We start from the raw sequence: 14491 nt of genomic DNA, 5'->3' as shown, positions 1-14491 counted from the left end.
GGCCGTGGATCAGAGCCGGAAGTACGAGTTCGTGGTGGCGCTGCTGTACGGGGAGTAGCTCCAGAGGTGGTACATCAGGCCGTACTGGCCCCACTTGGACCGTACGTAGTTGCCGGTGCCCACCCAGATGCCGGAGTGGTCGTCACTGGCGTACGACAGTTTCATGTTGGCGAACCACTGGTACGGCACCTGCCAACGGGTGTAGCTGCCGTCCTGCCAGTAGCGGTCGTCCCCAGGGGTGTTCATCCACCGGTCGTTCGCGGTCGAGGTGCTGTACCAGGCGTACGAGTGGCAGTTGTACTTGCGCGAGGCGTTGCGTTCCCGCGACGCCGACGGATAGGCGCTGGCGACGTAGCTGTTGTAACTGGAGATCTGGGCGCTGGTCAGTTCGGACGTCATGGTGATCACCGTGACCGCCGAGCCGTTCGGGGTGTAGACGGTGCTGTAGTAGTCCAGCGTCCCGACGTCGTCGCTGACCGGGTGGGCGACGCTGGGGTCGGCCAGGTGTGCTCGTACGGCCGCGACGGTGGTCTCCACCGCACCCGGCCGCAGTTGCAGGCCTTCCCGCAGTAGCTCCGAGCGGGACCAGTCCCAGTTCTCCCGGGTGGCAAGCGTGCGACCGAGCAGCACTGCGGTCGGTTCCAGGCCGGCCTCGCCGTACGTCCCGGCGTCGGCCTGCTTGGCGCGGTGTACGGCGAGGCCGAGCCGTAGCAACTCCTCGGTCTGCGCAGCGGTGAGGGTGGCCAGCACCTGCGGCTGGGCGAGGACGGTCTCGAGTTTCCACACGGCCAGCGCCCGGTCGCCGGCGTCGGCGAGGGACTCACCGCTGCGGGCCGCGACGTTCAGGGTCCGGTAGCGCTTGAGCAGTTCCTGGCCGGCGTCGGGGCGGCGGAGCAGTTCCTGCAGTCCGGTGAAGCGGGCGGTGACGGTCTCGAAGCCGTGTTGGACGCTGTTGAAGGCCAGGGCGTCGGGCAGCAGCGGGTACGCCAGAACGGCGTCGACGAGCAGCGGGGTCCGCAGGGCGGCGGCGGTCTTGTCCGGCATCTGTACGGCGTCGACCATCTCCTGGTGGCTGCCGAGGGCGCGCCACTGCGTGGAGCCGGGAGTCACCTGGTAGGTGAAGGGTCGGTCGGCGGCCGAGACGGGGGCGCCGGGCGTGAGGGTGGCGACGAGGGCGCCGGTGACGGCGGCGACGAGGGCGCGCCGGGTCAGGCGGGCAGGACGGGACATCCGTGATCCTCTCGACGGAGAACGGGATCGACACCATCATGATTCAGACACTTCGATCAATGCCGACCTCAAAAAGGTAACAAGATCCACAATGGATGAGATCGTCCCTTGTACGAGCCGGAGGCGGTCAATGTCAGGAACTCGTCGGCCACGGGTCGGACGACACGGACGGGTTGCCCTGTTGCGTCCGATCTTCACGGGCTCCACGGTCGACAGCTCGTAACGTGACGTCGCGCGATTCGCATAATCGGGTATGCCCGACCGGGTCGGAGCTGGCAGGATCACCCGATGCCGTCCGCCCGCGCCGCGCTGCTCAGCTGGCACGTCGAGGGGCGTCCGCCACACGACCGTACGGAGATCCACTGGCCGGGCAGCGGCGAGCCGACCGTGCGCTGGCTGCGCGAGCTGCGGGCGGACTGGACGGCGGCGCTTGGCCGGTCGACCGACACCGACCTCGACCGGGTCGTCGCCTACCCGTGGCCGGCCGACGCCGGGTCGGACCGCCCGACATCCTGACCGGCACGCGACTCCACCTCGCCAGAGAATTGCCAGAATGGTTTTTCAGATTGGTCATTGTCTAAGTAATTTTGACATGTTAGCGCTTGCATCAACATCGACAGACAACAAAACTGTCAATATCCAGTAGGTCCGAGATCCCCAGTCCCATTCAGGAGGGAACAGTGCGGATCCGCAGCATCCCGAGCCGGTCGACGCGGCTACTCGCCGTCGCCGTCGGCATCATCACCGCCGGTACGCTCACCCTGCCGTCCGCCGGGGTCGCCGCCCCGACGGTCTACACCGCCAGCGAACTCGTCCAGGTCAGCGATCTGGTGGAAGCCTCCGGCGTCGAAGGCATCGCCTGGCACGTCGACAGCGCCGCCGGTCGGGTCGTGGTCACCGCCGACAGCAGCGTCTCCCGCGCCGAGATCGCCCGGATCCGGCTGGCCGCACGCGGCAAGGCCGGAGCCATCAAGCTGGAACGTACCTCCGGGGTGTTCACCCGGCTGGTCTCCGCAGGCGACCCCATCTACGGCAGCGGGGGACGCTGCTCACTCGGGTTCAACGTGGTCAGCGGCAGCACCTACTACTTCCTCACGGCCGGGCACTGCGGTGAGGTGATCGACACCTGGTACAGCAACTCCGCGCTGACCAGCCTGATCGGCCCGACCGTCGACTACAGCTTCCCCGGCGACGACTACGGCCTGGTCCGGTACGACAACCCGGCGCAGAGCCACCCGGGTGGCTTCTCCGTCGGCGACGCCTTCGTCGGGCAGTCGGTGACCCGCACCGGTTCGACGACCGGCACCCACAGCGGTACGGTCACCGCGCTCAACGCCCGGGTCCGTTACCTGGGCAGCGGCGTCGTCCGCGGCCTGATCCAGACCAACGTGTGCGCCGAGCCCGGCGACTCGGGCGGCCCGCTCTACTCCGGGTCGACCGCGCTGGGCCTCACCTCGGGCGGCAGCGGCAACTGCCGGACCGGCGGCACGACCTTCTACCAGCCGGTCCGTGAAGCGGTCGACGCGTACGACGTGACGATCTACTGACCGACCCGGGCGGGCCGGGCGGTCGACGCGGGGAACGACCCGCCGGTGGCGATCCGCCACCGTACGTCGACCGCCCGGCCCGCCCGGCGGTAGAAGTCCCGGGGCAGTTCCGGTGCGGCCGGGCGGTGCCGGCGCAGTGCCTGATCCAGGGCACGCGCCTGCGCCGCCGCGGCCGTGACCCCGTACGTGTGGATCGGGTTGACGCTGCAGATGGCGTCGCCGAGGGCCAGGAAACCGGGTGGGCTGCGGTCCAACCGTTCGGCGTACCGGCGCTGGTCGGTCGGGGTCCGGTGGGTCAGCACCGGACCGAGCGGTTCGGCGCGCGCGAGGACGTCGGCGATCGCGGGCGTCGACAGCTGGCGGGCGAACGCTTCGTACGCGGCCGGGTCGCTCGGCGGCGCCTCGCCCTGCCAGGAGCCGAGGGTGACCATCCACCGGTCGCCCTCCACCGGCAGCATGAGGCCGATCCGGCCACCCGGCGGCGGCTCCCCGGTCACCACGGCGAGCGCGCCGTCGAGGTCACCCGGACCACGTCGGACCAGCCGCGAGGCGTACGTCAGGTCGACCGGCACGGCCGCGATCTCCGGGGTGGGGAAACCGTGTTTGGCCAGCTGGTCGAAGAAGTGGGTGTTGCGCCCGGTGCAGGCGACGACCAGGTCGGCGTGGCGGGCGGCACCGTCCACCCAGACCCCCGTGACCCGGCCGTCGGTGACGACGAGGCCGTCCACCGCCGTGGCGTCGACGACGCGGACGTTGCACCGCAGCCCGAGCAGGCAGTGGCGGACGACCATCTCCAGCAACGGCTGGCTCGCCGACAACACGACCGGCACCGGGTCCGGCCCGAGCGGGCGGTCGACGCCGTCGCGGTGCCACACCAGGTCGGTGGCGGGCACCGCGACGGCACCGGCGTCGGTCAGTCGCCGGGCCAGCCCGGGAAACTGTGCCTCGAGCAGGCGCTGACCGGCCGCCGGTACGAGATGGCTGTGTCGACCCTGCGGCGCCCCCCGGCGTGGAAGAGCCACGTCGGGCAGCCGGTCCCGTTCCAGGATCGTCACCTGGTCGACGTGGTCACTGAGCACCCGGGCGGTGACCAGGCCGGCGATACCGGCCCCGACCACGATCGCACTGCCGCCCATCACGTTCGTCCTCTCGATCAGGACCGACCGGAACCCGCCGACGGACTGAGCCGCTGCTCAGCCAGGACGGCACCGCCGGGCCGAGACTGAAGCGTCCGGCCGAGGCCGCACCGCTCAGCCGAGACCAAACCGCTCGGCGTGGATCTGGGCGTTCGGTACGCCGATGGTCCGTACACTGTCGACCACGGCGGCGGTCAGGGCCGGCGGCCCGCAGACGAACACCTCACGTTCGGTGATGTCCGGCACCAGCGCGTGCAGGTTCGCCGGGTCGAACGGCCGGTTCGGCGGCGTACCGGCACCGGTGCGGCCGGTCAGCAGATGCACCTGGGCGCCGCGGGTGGCGGCCAGCCCCTGCAGTTCGCCGAGCAGGACCGCGTCGGCCTCGGTGGCCGCCCGGTAGAGCACCACGGTCTGCCCACCCGACTCCTCCAGCAGGGCGCGGATCGGGGTGATCCCGACACCGCCGGCGACCAGCAGCGTCTTGTCCCGTTTGCGGTGCAGGTTGGTGAAGGCGCCGTACGGTCCTTCGATGAAGACCCGGTTGCCGACCTTCAGCTGCCGCAGCCCGGCGCTGGTCGCACCGGCCGCTTTGGCTGTCAGCCGCAGCGAGCGGCCGTCGGGAGCCGCCGACAGCGAGAACGGGTTCGCCTGCCACCAGCGGTTGTGGCCGGGGAAGCGCCAGATGCAGAACTGGCCGGCACGGGCCGGCAGCCGGTCGAGGTGCCGGCCGGTGACGTGCACCGACACGACGTTGTCGGCCTCCGGCACGACGGCGGCTACCCGGAACCGGTGGTACGCGTTACGCCACACCGGCACGACGAACCGGTTGACCACGAGCGAGCCGAGCACCAGGGTCCACAGCGTCCACCAGTAGCCGGTGGCCAGGGCGGAGGAGAAGGTCGTCGCCTCGATGAACTGGTGCACCAGCCCGGCCAGCAGCGCCAGGTAGATCAGCACGTGCAGCGCGTGCCAGGTCTCGTACGGCAGCCGTCGCCGGACGTACCGGATGGAGACCCCGACCACGACGATCATGATGCCGGCGGCGATCATCCCGAGCAGTGCGGCGGGCACCCTGGCCAGGCTGAGGAAGGTCTCGCCGAACCCCATGTCGTAGAGGGTCGCGTAGCCGGTGATCACGAACGCCGCGTGCAGCATCACGGTCCAGAACAGCCCGAAGCCGAGCCAGCGGTGCCAGGCGGTGAGCCGGTCCATCCCGAGCCGCCGGTCCAGCCAGGGGATCCGGGCGACCAGCGTCAACTGGACCATCATGATCATGGCCGCGTGCAGGCCGAAGAACTTCGCGACGGTCAGCACCGGGTGCTGACCCTGGCCGTACGCGAAGAAGACGACTTCGAGAATCATCAGGTTGACCACGACGACGACGCCCAGCGTCACGCGGGCCAGGGTCATCGGTGGGACACCTGTCGGTGGTGTCGGGGTCGGGGTGGCTGCCATCGAGCGTTGCGCCCGAGTGGGATCGCCGTACAGCCGGCTCACTGCCTTGCTCCCTGCTATCCGCTACATCGATCGATTTCGGAGGAAGTGTCCCGCCGCCGGCCGACAGTGGCCGACGGACGGGACCGGATCGATCATGCAGCGGGCAGGCTACGCAACGCTTGGTGGAACTCTGAGGGATTTCTGAGGGACCCGGCCATGCCGGGGTGGATCCGACAAACGGCCCGGCTCAGAGCAGCTCGTGCCGGACGACGTTCTCCTCACGGCCCGGGCCGACACCGACCACACTGACCTTCGCCCGGCACAGCTGCTCGATGCGCTCGACGTAGCGCCGGGCGTTGGTCGGCAGCTCCGCCTCGGTCCGGGCCTTGGTGATGTCCTCCCACCAGCCGTCGTGCTCCTCGTAGATCGGCGTGGCGTGGTGGAAACCGGTCTGCGTCATCGGCATGTCGTCGAAGCGTTCGCCGTCGATCTCGTAGCCGACGCAGATCGGTACCTTCGCCAGGCCGGTGAGCACGTCGAGCTTGGTGACCACCAGGTCGGTGATGCCGTTGAGCCGTACGGCGTACCGGCCGACGACCGCGTCGAACCAGCCGCAGCGGCGCTCCCGCCCGGTCGTGGTGCCGTACTCGACGCCGACCTTGCGCAGGTGCTCGCCGTTGGCGTCGAACAACTCGGTCGGGAACGGCCCGGAGCCGACCCGGGTGGTGTACGCCTTGGTCACCCCGATCACCTTGGTGATCGCGGTCGGCGGGATGCCGGTGCCGACACACGCCCCGCCGGAGGTCGGGTTGGACGAGGTGACGAACGGGTAGGTGCCGTGGTCCATGTCCAGCATGGTGGCCTGCGCGCCTTCGAGCAGCACCGTCTCGCCCCGGTCCAGGGCGTCCCACAGCATCGCCCGGGTCTCGGCGATGTGCGGACGCAGCCGAGACGCGTAACCGAGGTACTCCTCGACGACCGCGTCGACGTCGATGCCCTTACGGTTGTAGACCTTGAACAGGATCTGGTTCTTCTCCCGCAGCGCCAGCTCCAGCTTCTTGCGCAGAATGCCGGGGTCGAGCAGGTCCTGCACCCGGATCCCCATCCGGGCCACCTTGTCGCCGTACGCCGGCCCGATGCCCCGGCCGGTGGTGCCGATCCGGGACGACCCGAGGTAGCGCTCGACCACCCGGTCCAGGGCCCGGTGGTGCGGCATGATCAGGTGCGCGTCGCCGGAGATCCGCAGCCGGGAGACGTCGACGCCGCGGTCGGCCAGGCCGTCGATCTCGGTCAGCAGGACCTTCGGGTCGACCACGACCCCGTTGCCGATGATGATCATCGCGTTCGGGGAGAGCGCGCCCGAGGGCATCAGGTGCAGGGCGTACTTCTGGCCGTCCGGGGTGATGACGGTGTGTCCGGCATTGTTGCCGCCGGAGAACCGCACCACGTAGTGGACCCGCTCACCGAGCAGGTCGGTAACCTTGCCCTTGCCCTCGTCACCCCATTGCGCGCCGAGCAGCACGATCGCTGGCATCTTGTGTAACCCGCCTCCATGGGGCTCGGGTGCCAGGTGGCGACCGCGTGGCGAGCCCGGGGAGTCAGGCTAACAAGGGCCGCGATCCTGGTGGACGTGGCCGCGAGGATCGGCAGGAGGCGGCGACGGTGTACGACGTGGTGCTGCTGACGCTCGGCAGCCAGCCGGACGCGGGCTGCGACAGCGGTTGCGGGGTCGGCTGCGGCACGGCGGCCCGCCCGAAGGCCGACTGCGCCGAACCGGTCCGGGTGCCGGTGCTGGCCTGCCGCGACGCGCTGGTCGCGGCCGGTGCCCGGGTGCAGACCGTCACCGCCCGCTCCGACCGCGAGATCGACGACGTACTCGCCCAGCTGGACGGACCGGCCCGCCCGGACGGGTTGACCTGGCCGGACGAGGACGGCAAGACCCGGCTGGTCGTGGCGACGGCCAGCGACGGACAGTTGCGGGCCGTGCTGCGCCGGCTGGTGCGCCGGTACGCCCCACCGCCGAGCCGCCGACCCGCTGACCTGGCCGACAACCGCACCCTGCCCGACCTGCCGGCGATCGGGGTCCTGCCGCTGGACCCGGGACTGGTGCGGGACACGCCGGGCGACGGTGGTGCCCTGCCGGGAGACCTGGCCGGGCGGCTCGGGCTGCCGCGGGACCCGGCCGCCGTCGCGGCGGCGGTACTGAACGGCCCGGTCCGGCGGCTGGACCTGCTGCGTACCGATGCCGGTTCGGTGACCCTCGACGGGGCGCTGCTCGGCGGCGCCGACGACGCCGACCGCCCGCTGCCGTGGCGGGGCCGCGTCGAGGTCGACGACACCGTACTCAGTGCCGGCGACGATCCGCTGCTGGCCTGCGTGGTGGCCAACGCCGACGGGTACGCCCGGCTGGCCGAGGTGCAACTCGTGGCCCGCCCCGATCCCGCCGACGGGCTGCTGGAGGTCGCGGTGGCGGTGCCGGTGGTGACGAGATCGTGGTGGCGCGGGCAGCGGGTGAAGATCGAAGTACGCCGGGCCCGTGGTCGGGCGGCGGCGGTCACCCCGCGCGACGGCGAGCTGCCGTTCCTGGACGATACGGTGGCGGGAACCTTGACCCGCAAACGATCCTGGTGGGTGGAACCAGCCGCCTGGGGCGTGTACACACATTGACCTGGTATGCGACGCTAAGTAGCGACTGACCTGCACATCCTCGGGTGGGGCCACGGGGGGCGAGGGGGAGTACGCCGTGCACGACCAGACCGAACCGGCGATGTCGACCGGCACCGGCGGCGCACCGGCGGAGGAGCCGTTCTGGCCGCCGGACGAGATCGTCGCCACCGGGCGCAGTGACGTCACGATGGCGGTCCCGGTCGTGCCGGTCCCGCCGCCGCCCTCGGCGACACCCAGCCAGCCGTCGCCGCCCGACGCCGCCCCGGTCCCGCCGCCGAGCGACGGCAACGGTCGGGCGGTCGAGCGGGACCCCGGACTGCCGCACTCACCGACCTCACCGTGGGCACAGCCACCGCGCCGACTGACGACGCCAGCGGACACCGACGACAGCGATCAGCGGAGCGGCGGCCTGCCGCCGGCACCGCGACGATCACCCGAGCAGCCGGCACCAGCGGAGCAGTTCGCGCCGGAGTCCGCAGGTCGGTCGCACCCGTCGTCGCCCCGGCCCGGTCCGACCCATCCCAGTCCGCCGCATCCTGGCCCGAGCCGGCCGGCACCGCCGCCGGGCCAGACGCCCACGCCGCCACCACCCGGCCCGCCGCCGTCCCCGCCGCCACCCGGCCCGCCGGCATCAGGCCCGCAGGCATCAGGCCCGCAGGCAGGACAGGCAGGTGAGCCACCGACGGCCCCGGCCCCCGCGCCGGCCGCCGGCATGGGGCAGCCGGCCGACCCGTGGGCACCCGCCGACGCCGGTCCACCGGCAGCGACCGGCTGGGACGACTGGACGCCGGCCGACGGCGGAGGCTGGTCACCGCCGCAGCCGATGGCGTACCAGCAGGTGGTCCCCGGCGTGACGGAGCTTCCTCGCCAGCCGTACGAGGAGGCTCCCGGCGTACACCGGATTCCGTCCCCACCGGCCCCGCCGCAGCCCGGCCCGCAGCAGCCGCATCTCGCGCCGCAGCCGCACCCGCAGCAGCCGACCGCTCCCCGGCCCGGCCCGACGCCGCAGCAGCCCGTACCGCCGGCCGCCGGCTACCCGCCGGCAGCGGGGCCCGGCTACCCGCACCCGCCAGCGGTCAGCTACCCGGTGCCGCCCGCGGTGGCCGGGCCGTACCCACCGGCACCGCCGCACGTTCAGCCCGATCCGCACGCCGGCTGGGTCGGTGACGGGTTCGCGCCGACCGCCGAGGAGTTCGCCCAGCGGCGCGCCGTCAAGCCGGCCAACCCGGTCGCCACGATGGGCATGCGTGCCGCGCTCAACCGGACCACGCTCGGGCTGGTGAAGCTGCCACCCGGTCAGCAGGAGCAGGAGATCCGGCGCGACATCGAGATGGTGCGCCGCAACTTCGGTGGGCTGCGCCAGGTCACCGTGGTCAACCCCAAGGGCGGTGCCGGCAAGACGGTCGCCATCCTGATGCTGGCCATGACCTTCGGGCAGAAACGCGGCGGGTACGTCCTGGCCTGGGACAACAACGAGACGCAGGGCACCCTCGGGATGCGCGCCCAGCAGGACTTCCATTCCCGTACGGTCCGCGACATGCTGCGCGACCTGCGCCAGTTCCAGGGCGCGCACGGCCGGGTCGGCGACCTGTCCCAGTACGTCCGGGCGCAGGGCGAGGGCATGTTCGACGTCCTCGCCTCCGACGAGTCGGCCACCGCCGGCGAGATGCTCACCGCCGCCGCGTTCGCCGAGATCCGCGAGGTCGTCAGCCGGTTCTACAAGCTGATCTTCGTGGACACCGGCAACAACGTACGGGCGCAGAACTGGCAGGCGGCGATCGACGCCACCGACCAGCTCGTGGTCACCATGTCCGCCCGCAACGACTCCGCCGAACCCGCCGCCCGGATGCTCGACCATCTGGAGCAGACCGGCCGGCAGCGCCTGGTCCGCCAGGCGGTGACGGTGATCTCCATGCCACCGTCACGGCGGGAGATCGACCTGCGCCCGATCGAGCAGCACTTCGCCGCCCGTACCCGGACCGTCCTGCTCGCACCCTACGAGCGGATCATCGACAGCGGCGAACCGATCCGGTACGGGCAGCTCTCGTCGACCTTCCGGCAGGCCTGGCTCAAGATCGCCGCAGCGGTCTCCGACGGGCTCTGAGCGCGGCCGTCGGCTGCGCCGCGCTCAGAGCTCGCCGGCCTGTCAGCTGCTGGCCAACGCGTCCCCGGCCGCTGGGTCGCAGTCACGCAGGAACTGCGCGCAGCGCGCCGCCTCGTCGGACTCGCCGATCTCCCCAGCGGCCCGCGACAGCAGATGCAGGCAGGCGAGGAAACCCTGGTTGGGTCGGTGCGACCAGGGCACCGGCCCGTGGCCCTTCCACCCGTTGCGACGGAGCTGGTCGAGCCCACGGTGGTAGCCGGTGCGGGCGTACGCGTACGCGGTGACGACCTCGCCCTTGGCGAACGCCCGCTGCGCCAGCACCGCCCAGGCCCGGCTGTGCGTGGGATGTTGGCCGGTGGCGGCGGCGTACGCCTCATCGGTGTCCACCTGGGCGGCCTCGGCCAGCGCCGCCTCGGCCTGCTCGTCGCCGGGAAGCAGGGTGGCCGGCGGCTCGGGCAACAGGTTCTGCATTTTGCCCATTCAACCCGGATCCGATGCGGCATGGTGACTGAACGGATGAGTCCTTCGTCACGCGTGCGGCGGGTGTGCCGGGCGCGGCACTCGACTAGAAATAGAGGTCCGGAGCCTCCCCAGGACCCGGTTTGAGGAGCCCGGTGGCCTCGTGCCACCGGGCTTCGCTATGCCCACGCCCGCTGTGTACCAAGCGGGTGCTCAGCAATTTGCGGTCGGCAGGGAAAATGTCCGGGTGCCCACGCCACCCCCCACCGAACTCCTCGAACCCCACGACACCACACCGCTCGAAGTGGAGTCCCGCGCCGAACTCGACCGGCATCTGCGGGCCGGCAGCCTCGCCGGACTGACCGTGCAGGGACTGCAGTTCGACGTACCGCCGGTGCCCGACCTGACCGACGTCGACCTGACCGACACCCTCTTCCTCGGCTGCACGTTCCCCTCCGCCCGGGCCGAGGCCGACCTGGTCCGGCGCGGCGCGCACGTGGTGCCGCCGGTGGCCGGGCTGCCGTACCCGAGCCACCCGTCCCGGCTCTACACCCCCGCCGACCTGGCCGCCGGCTTCGCCGAACACGGCGCCGACGGGATGTACGACAACCTGGTCTACCGGCACTTCCGCCAGCACGGTGGCGCACTGCCGGAGATCCGCGAGGCGCTCGCCCAACGGCTGCACGACCACGCGATCGACAACGCGCTCACCGACGCCACCCGGTCGTGGATCGGCGCGCACGGTCCGGCCTCGGTCGTCGGCGTGATGGGCGGGCACGCGGTGGTCCGGGGCAGCGCGCCGTACCGGCTCGCCGCCACGCTCGGCTGGGAGCTGACCCGGGCCGGCCGGCTGATCGTCACCGGCGGCGGGCCGGGCGTGATGGAGGCGGCCAACCTCGGCGCGTACCTCAGCGGTCACGACGCCGAGGAGCTGACCGCCGCCATCGATCTGCTGGCCGGCGCGCCGGACTACGCAGACCAGCAGCCGTACACCGCCGCCGCGCTGGCGGTCCGCGACCGGTGGCCGGTGACCTCGGTCGGCGGCGCCGCTGCCGGCGCCGCCGACCTCGGCTGGGCGCGCGCCGGTGGGCTGGCCATCCCCACCTGGCTGTACGGGCACGAACCGGCCAACCTGTTCGCCGGCCGGATCGCCAAGTACTTCTGCAACGCCGTCCGGGAGGACACCATCCTGCGGCTGGCCCGGGGCGGCATCGTCTTCGCGCCGGGGCGGGCCGGCACCGTCCAGGAGGTGTTCCAGGCTGCGACGAAGACCTTCTACGGCACCGACGGCGCCAGCGGCCCGTACATCTTCCTGGACCGCACCTTCTGGACGGAGGTCCTACCTGTCGAGTCGGTCCTCGCGCCGCTGCTGGCACTGTCCCCGGCCGGTGACCTGTCCCCGCTGATCCGGCTCACCGACGACGTCCACGAAGCGGTCGCGCTACTCACCGCCACCGCGCTGCCGCCAGCGGTGCCGGCGGTGCCGGCCCGGTCACGGAGCTGACCTTCAGCATGGGATCACGTCGGCGACGACGCAGGCCACGTTGTCCGGGGCGCCGGCCCGGTCCGCCAGGTCGAGCACCGCGCGCACGGTCTCGGCCGGGTCGGCACCGGCACCGACGGCCGCAGCGAGGTCGTCGTCGGCGACGACCGCCCAGACCCCGTCGGAGCAGAGCAGATACCGGTCGTACGCCGCCAGCGGATGCGTCGCGTACGCCGGTCGGACCGTGCCGGTGCCGTCCAGGGCCTGGGTCAGCAGCGCCCGTTGCCGGTGCGCCAGCGCCAGGGCCGGGTCGAGCCGACCCGCGTCCACCAGGTCCGCCGCAGCCTGGCTACCAGCCGGGCCAGTTCCAGCTGGTCCGGGGCGTAGTAGCGGTAGCCGGAGTCCGGGTCGACGGCCGCTGGTCGCAGCAGCCCCAGGTCGGCGTAGATGCGCAGCGCCTTGACGGTCAGTCCGCTCGCCCGGCCGAAAGCGCCGATGGTGAGCAGCCGCATCATCGACCTCCTCGTGCCGGCCGTGGTCGACCGGCACGCTTCAGGCTGGGGTCTGCCCCACGGTCCGGGTCAAGCCCAGCAGTGGCGGCGTCGCGCAGGGCGACGGGTCAGGGTCGACCGGTCAGACACCCGGTCAGGCGACGGGGCGGCGACGCCAGGCGACGATCGGCAGTTCGACGTCGGGTGCGGCGGACAGGCCGTTCTCGTCGAGGGCATTCTGCACGGCCAGCCGGGCACCGTCGAAGCGGAACTCGACCGCGTGCAGCACGTGTGGCCGCCAGTGCGACGGCATGATCCGCTCGATCACGTTGACCGCCCGCAGCGGTCGGCCCCGGGCCGGCAGCGGTGCCGGGTGGCGGTCAGCCCGCCAGTCGAGCCGCAGGCCGGGCTGGTCCACCGGCATGGTCATGTCCACCTGGTTCCAGGTGATCGCGCATTCGTCGAACTTGCGGTGGGTGACCTCGACGTTGGTGTCGCCGAAGCCGAGGACGACCGGGCCGTTGGCGTACCAGGTGTCCTGGTCGAGGTCCCACATCAGCCAGACGTCGATCAATGGCCGGCCGATCAACCGGGCGAACCGGGCGCGGTGGGCGGCGGCCAGCGTCGCGGCGTCGTGACACCACTGTGGCTCGTACCCGTCGATGCCGAGCACCGCGACCTCCACACCGGACCTGTTGGATCGGTTGATGTCCTATGGTGCACCCCGACCAGTGACGACGCACGGCCGGCCCCGAGCGGGACCGGCCGTGCGGACGGAGCGTGGGCGGAGGGTTACTTCGCCAGTGTGGTGCCGGTGGAGCGCAGGTGCTCGCAGGCGTCGACGACCCGCTTGGCCATGCCAGCCTCGGCCGACTTGCCCCAGGCGCGGGGGTCGTACGCCTTCTTGTCGCCGACCTCGCCGTCGATCTTCAGCACCCCGTCGTACTTGGTGAACATGTGGGTGACGACCGGCCGGGTGAACGCGTACTGGGTGTCGGTGTCGATGTTCATCTTGACCACGCCGTAGTCCAGCGCGGCCCGGATCTCCTCCAGCAGCGACCCGGAGCCGCCGTGGAAGACCAGGCTGAGCGGCTTCTCCTTGCCGTACTTGGCGCCGACCGCGTCCTGGATCTCCTTGAGGATCTCCGGCCGCAGCTTGACGTTGCCGGGCTTGTAGACGCCGTGCACGTTGCCGAAGGTCAGCGCCGCCATGTAGCGGCCCTTCTCGCCCAGGCCGAGTGCCTCGACCATGGCCAGGCCGTCCTCGACGGTGGTGTACAGCTTCTCGTCGATGGCGCCGACGATGCCGTCCTCCTCGCCGCCGACGACGCCGACCTCGATCTCCAGCACGACCTTGGCTGCGGCGGCCTCGGCGAGCAGCTCGGTGGCGATCTCCAGGTTCTCCTTCAGCGGTACGGCGGAGCCGTCCCACATGTGCGACTGGAACAGCGGCGCGCCGCCGGCGGCGACCCGCTCCTTGGAGGCGGCCAGCAGCGGCCGGACGAAGCCGTCGAGCTTGCCCTTCGGGCAGTGGTCGGTGTGCAGCGCGATGTTGACCGGGTACTTCTTCGCCACTTCCTCGGCGAAGGCGGCGAACGCCAGCGAACCGGTGACCATGTCCTTGACGGTCGGGCCGGACAGGTACTCGGCGCCACCGGTGGAGACCTGGATGATGCCGTCGCTCTCGGCCTCGGCGAAGCCCTGCAGCGCGGCGTTGAGGGTCTGCGAGGACGTGACGTTGATGGCGGGGTACGCGAACGCGCCGGCCTTGGCGCGGTCAAGCATCTCGGCGTAGACCTCGGGAGAGGCGATGGGCATCTCGAACGCTCCTTAGTACCGGTTCGGCCCGTCGACGGGCCGATCGTCGTGCTCAAGCTCACTGCGCTGGACCGCGCTGTCCTCCGCTGGCAGTATCCCGCAGCGGCGCGGCAGCGGCG

14 protein-coding genes are annotated in these 14491 nt (G+C 71.6%); 5 read left to right on the top strand and 9 right to left on the bottom strand.

What is annotated here, in order from left to right:
- Positions 1 to 9 precede the first annotated feature (9 nt).
- Positions 10 to 1230, bottom strand: a complete 1221-nt coding sequence (locus O7623_RS21025) for a hypothetical protein (protein WP_282224728.1) — start codon at positions 1228 to 1230, stop codon at positions 10 to 12.
- 288 nt (positions 1231 to 1518) lie between these two features.
- Between O7623_RS21025 and O7623_RS21020 the strand changes: the two genes are divergently transcribed.
- Both O7623_RS21020 and O7623_RS21015 read left to right on the top strand, forming a co-directional pair.
- Positions 1519 to 1746, top strand: coding sequence for a DinB family protein (locus tag O7623_RS21020; protein ID WP_282224727.1), 228 nt, complete (start codon positions 1519 to 1521; stop codon positions 1744 to 1746).
- A gap of 164 nt (positions 1747 to 1910) precedes the next feature.
- Complete coding sequence (locus O7623_RS21015) at positions 1911 to 2777, top strand: S1 family peptidase (RefSeq protein WP_282224726.1); 867 nt, start codon at positions 1911 to 1913, stop codon at positions 2775 to 2777.
- Here the strand turns inward: O7623_RS21015 and O7623_RS21010 are convergent.
- From O7623_RS21010 to O7623_RS21000, 3 genes are all read right to left on the bottom strand, one after another.
- Positions 2771 to 3913, bottom strand: coding sequence for an FAD-dependent monooxygenase (locus tag O7623_RS21010; protein ID WP_282224725.1), 1143 nt, complete (start codon positions 3911 to 3913; stop codon positions 2771 to 2773). The genes O7623_RS21015 and O7623_RS21010 overlap by 7 nt on opposite strands.
- A gap of 114 nt (positions 3914 to 4027) precedes the next feature.
- Complete coding sequence (locus O7623_RS21005; RefSeq protein WP_282224724.1) at positions 4028 to 5323, bottom strand: ferredoxin reductase family protein; 1296 nt, start codon at positions 5321 to 5323, stop codon at positions 4028 to 4030.
- A 274-nt stretch (positions 5324 to 5597) separates the two neighbouring features.
- Complete coding sequence (locus tag O7623_RS21000; protein WP_282224723.1) at positions 5598 to 6884, bottom strand: adenylosuccinate synthase; 1287 nt, start codon at positions 6882 to 6884, stop codon at positions 5598 to 5600.
- 128 nt (positions 6885 to 7012) lie between these two features.
- On the opposite strand from O7623_RS21000, the gene O7623_RS20995 reads away from it, so the two are divergent.
- On the top strand, positions 7013 to 8017 hold the full coding sequence (locus tag O7623_RS20995; RefSeq protein WP_282224722.1) for a hypothetical protein: 1005 nt from the start codon (positions 7013 to 7015) through the stop codon (positions 8015 to 8017).
- A gap of 76 nt (positions 8018 to 8093) precedes the next feature.
- Complete coding sequence (locus tag O7623_RS20990; RefSeq protein ID WP_282224721.1) at positions 8094 to 10121, top strand: chromosome partitioning protein; 2028 nt, start codon at positions 8094 to 8096, stop codon at positions 10119 to 10121.
- A gap of 42 nt (positions 10122 to 10163) precedes the next feature.
- Here O7623_RS20990 and O7623_RS20985 read toward each other — a convergent pair whose 3' ends face one another.
- Positions 10164 to 10592, bottom strand: coding sequence for a DUF3151 domain-containing protein (locus tag O7623_RS20985; RefSeq protein ID WP_282224720.1), 429 nt, complete (start codon positions 10590 to 10592; stop codon positions 10164 to 10166).
- A 235-nt stretch (positions 10593 to 10827) separates the two neighbouring features.
- On the opposite strand from O7623_RS20985, the gene O7623_RS20980 reads away from it, so the two are divergent.
- Complete coding sequence (locus tag O7623_RS20980; protein WP_282224719.1) at positions 10828 to 12084, top strand: hypothetical protein; 1257 nt, start codon at positions 10828 to 10830, stop codon at positions 12082 to 12084.
- 3 nt (positions 12085 to 12087) lie between these two features.
- Here the strand turns inward: O7623_RS20980 and O7623_RS31380 are convergent, their stop codons facing one another.
- The 4 genes from O7623_RS31380 to fbaA form a co-directional block, all read right to left on the bottom strand.
- Positions 12088 to 12393, bottom strand: a complete 306-nt coding sequence (locus tag O7623_RS31380) for a hypothetical protein (RefSeq protein WP_348775099.1) — start codon at positions 12391 to 12393, stop codon at positions 12088 to 12090.
- Positions 12333 to 12575, bottom strand: coding sequence for a MerR family transcriptional regulator (locus O7623_RS31375; RefSeq protein WP_348775098.1), 243 nt, complete (start codon positions 12573 to 12575; stop codon positions 12333 to 12335). The genes O7623_RS31380 and O7623_RS31375 overlap by 61 nt, the downstream gene beginning before the upstream one ends.
- A gap of 133 nt (positions 12576 to 12708) precedes the next feature.
- On the bottom strand, positions 12709 to 13227 hold the full coding sequence (locus O7623_RS20970) for a hypothetical protein (RefSeq protein ID WP_282224718.1): 519 nt from the start codon (positions 13225 to 13227) through the stop codon (positions 12709 to 12711).
- A gap of 119 nt (positions 13228 to 13346) precedes the next feature.
- Positions 13347 to 14372, bottom strand: coding sequence for a class II fructose-bisphosphate aldolase (gene fbaA, locus O7623_RS20965; protein ID WP_282224717.1), 1026 nt, complete (start codon positions 14370 to 14372; stop codon positions 13347 to 13349).
- Between the last annotated feature and the right edge of the window lie 119 nt (positions 14373 to 14491).

Source organism: Solwaraspora sp. WMMD791 (assembly GCF_029581195.1).
Lineage (GTDB): Bacteria > Actinomycetota > Actinomycetes > Mycobacteriales > Micromonosporaceae > Micromonospora_E.
This window is presented reverse-complemented; position numbering and strand designations above follow the sequence as displayed.

Bases quoted from the DNA above. Each gene is read 5' to 3' on its own strand.
- O7623_RS31375 (WP_348775098.1), bottom strand. From the start codon at position 12,575: ATGCGGCTGCTCACCATCGGCGCTTTCGGCCGGGCGAGCGGACTGACC.
- O7623_RS21010 (WP_282224725.1), bottom strand. From the start codon at position 3,913: ATGGGCGGCAGTGCGATCGTGGTCGGGGCCGGTATCGCCGGCCTGGTC.
- O7623_RS21025 (WP_282224728.1), bottom strand. From the start codon at position 1,230: ATGTCCCGTCCTGCCCGCCTGACCCGGCGCGCCCTCGTCGCCGCCGTC.
- O7623_RS21005 (WP_282224724.1), bottom strand. From the start codon at position 5,323: ATGACCCTGGCCCGCGTGACGCTGGGCGTCGTCGTCGTGGTCAACCTG.
- O7623_RS20985 (WP_282224720.1), bottom strand. From the start codon at position 10,592: ATGCAGAACCTGTTGCCCGAGCCGCCGGCCACCCTGCTTCCCGGCGAC.
- fbaA (WP_282224717.1), bottom strand. From the start codon at position 14,372: ATGCCCATCGCCTCTCCCGAGGTCTACGCCGAGATGCTTGACCGCGCC.
- O7623_RS21000 (WP_282224723.1), bottom strand. From the start codon at position 6,884: ATGCCAGCGATCGTGCTGCTCGGCGCGCAATGGGGTGACGAGGGCAAG.
- O7623_RS21020 (WP_282224727.1), top strand. From the start codon at position 1,519: ATGCCGTCCGCCCGCGCCGCGCTGCTCAGCTGGCACGTCGAGGGGCGT.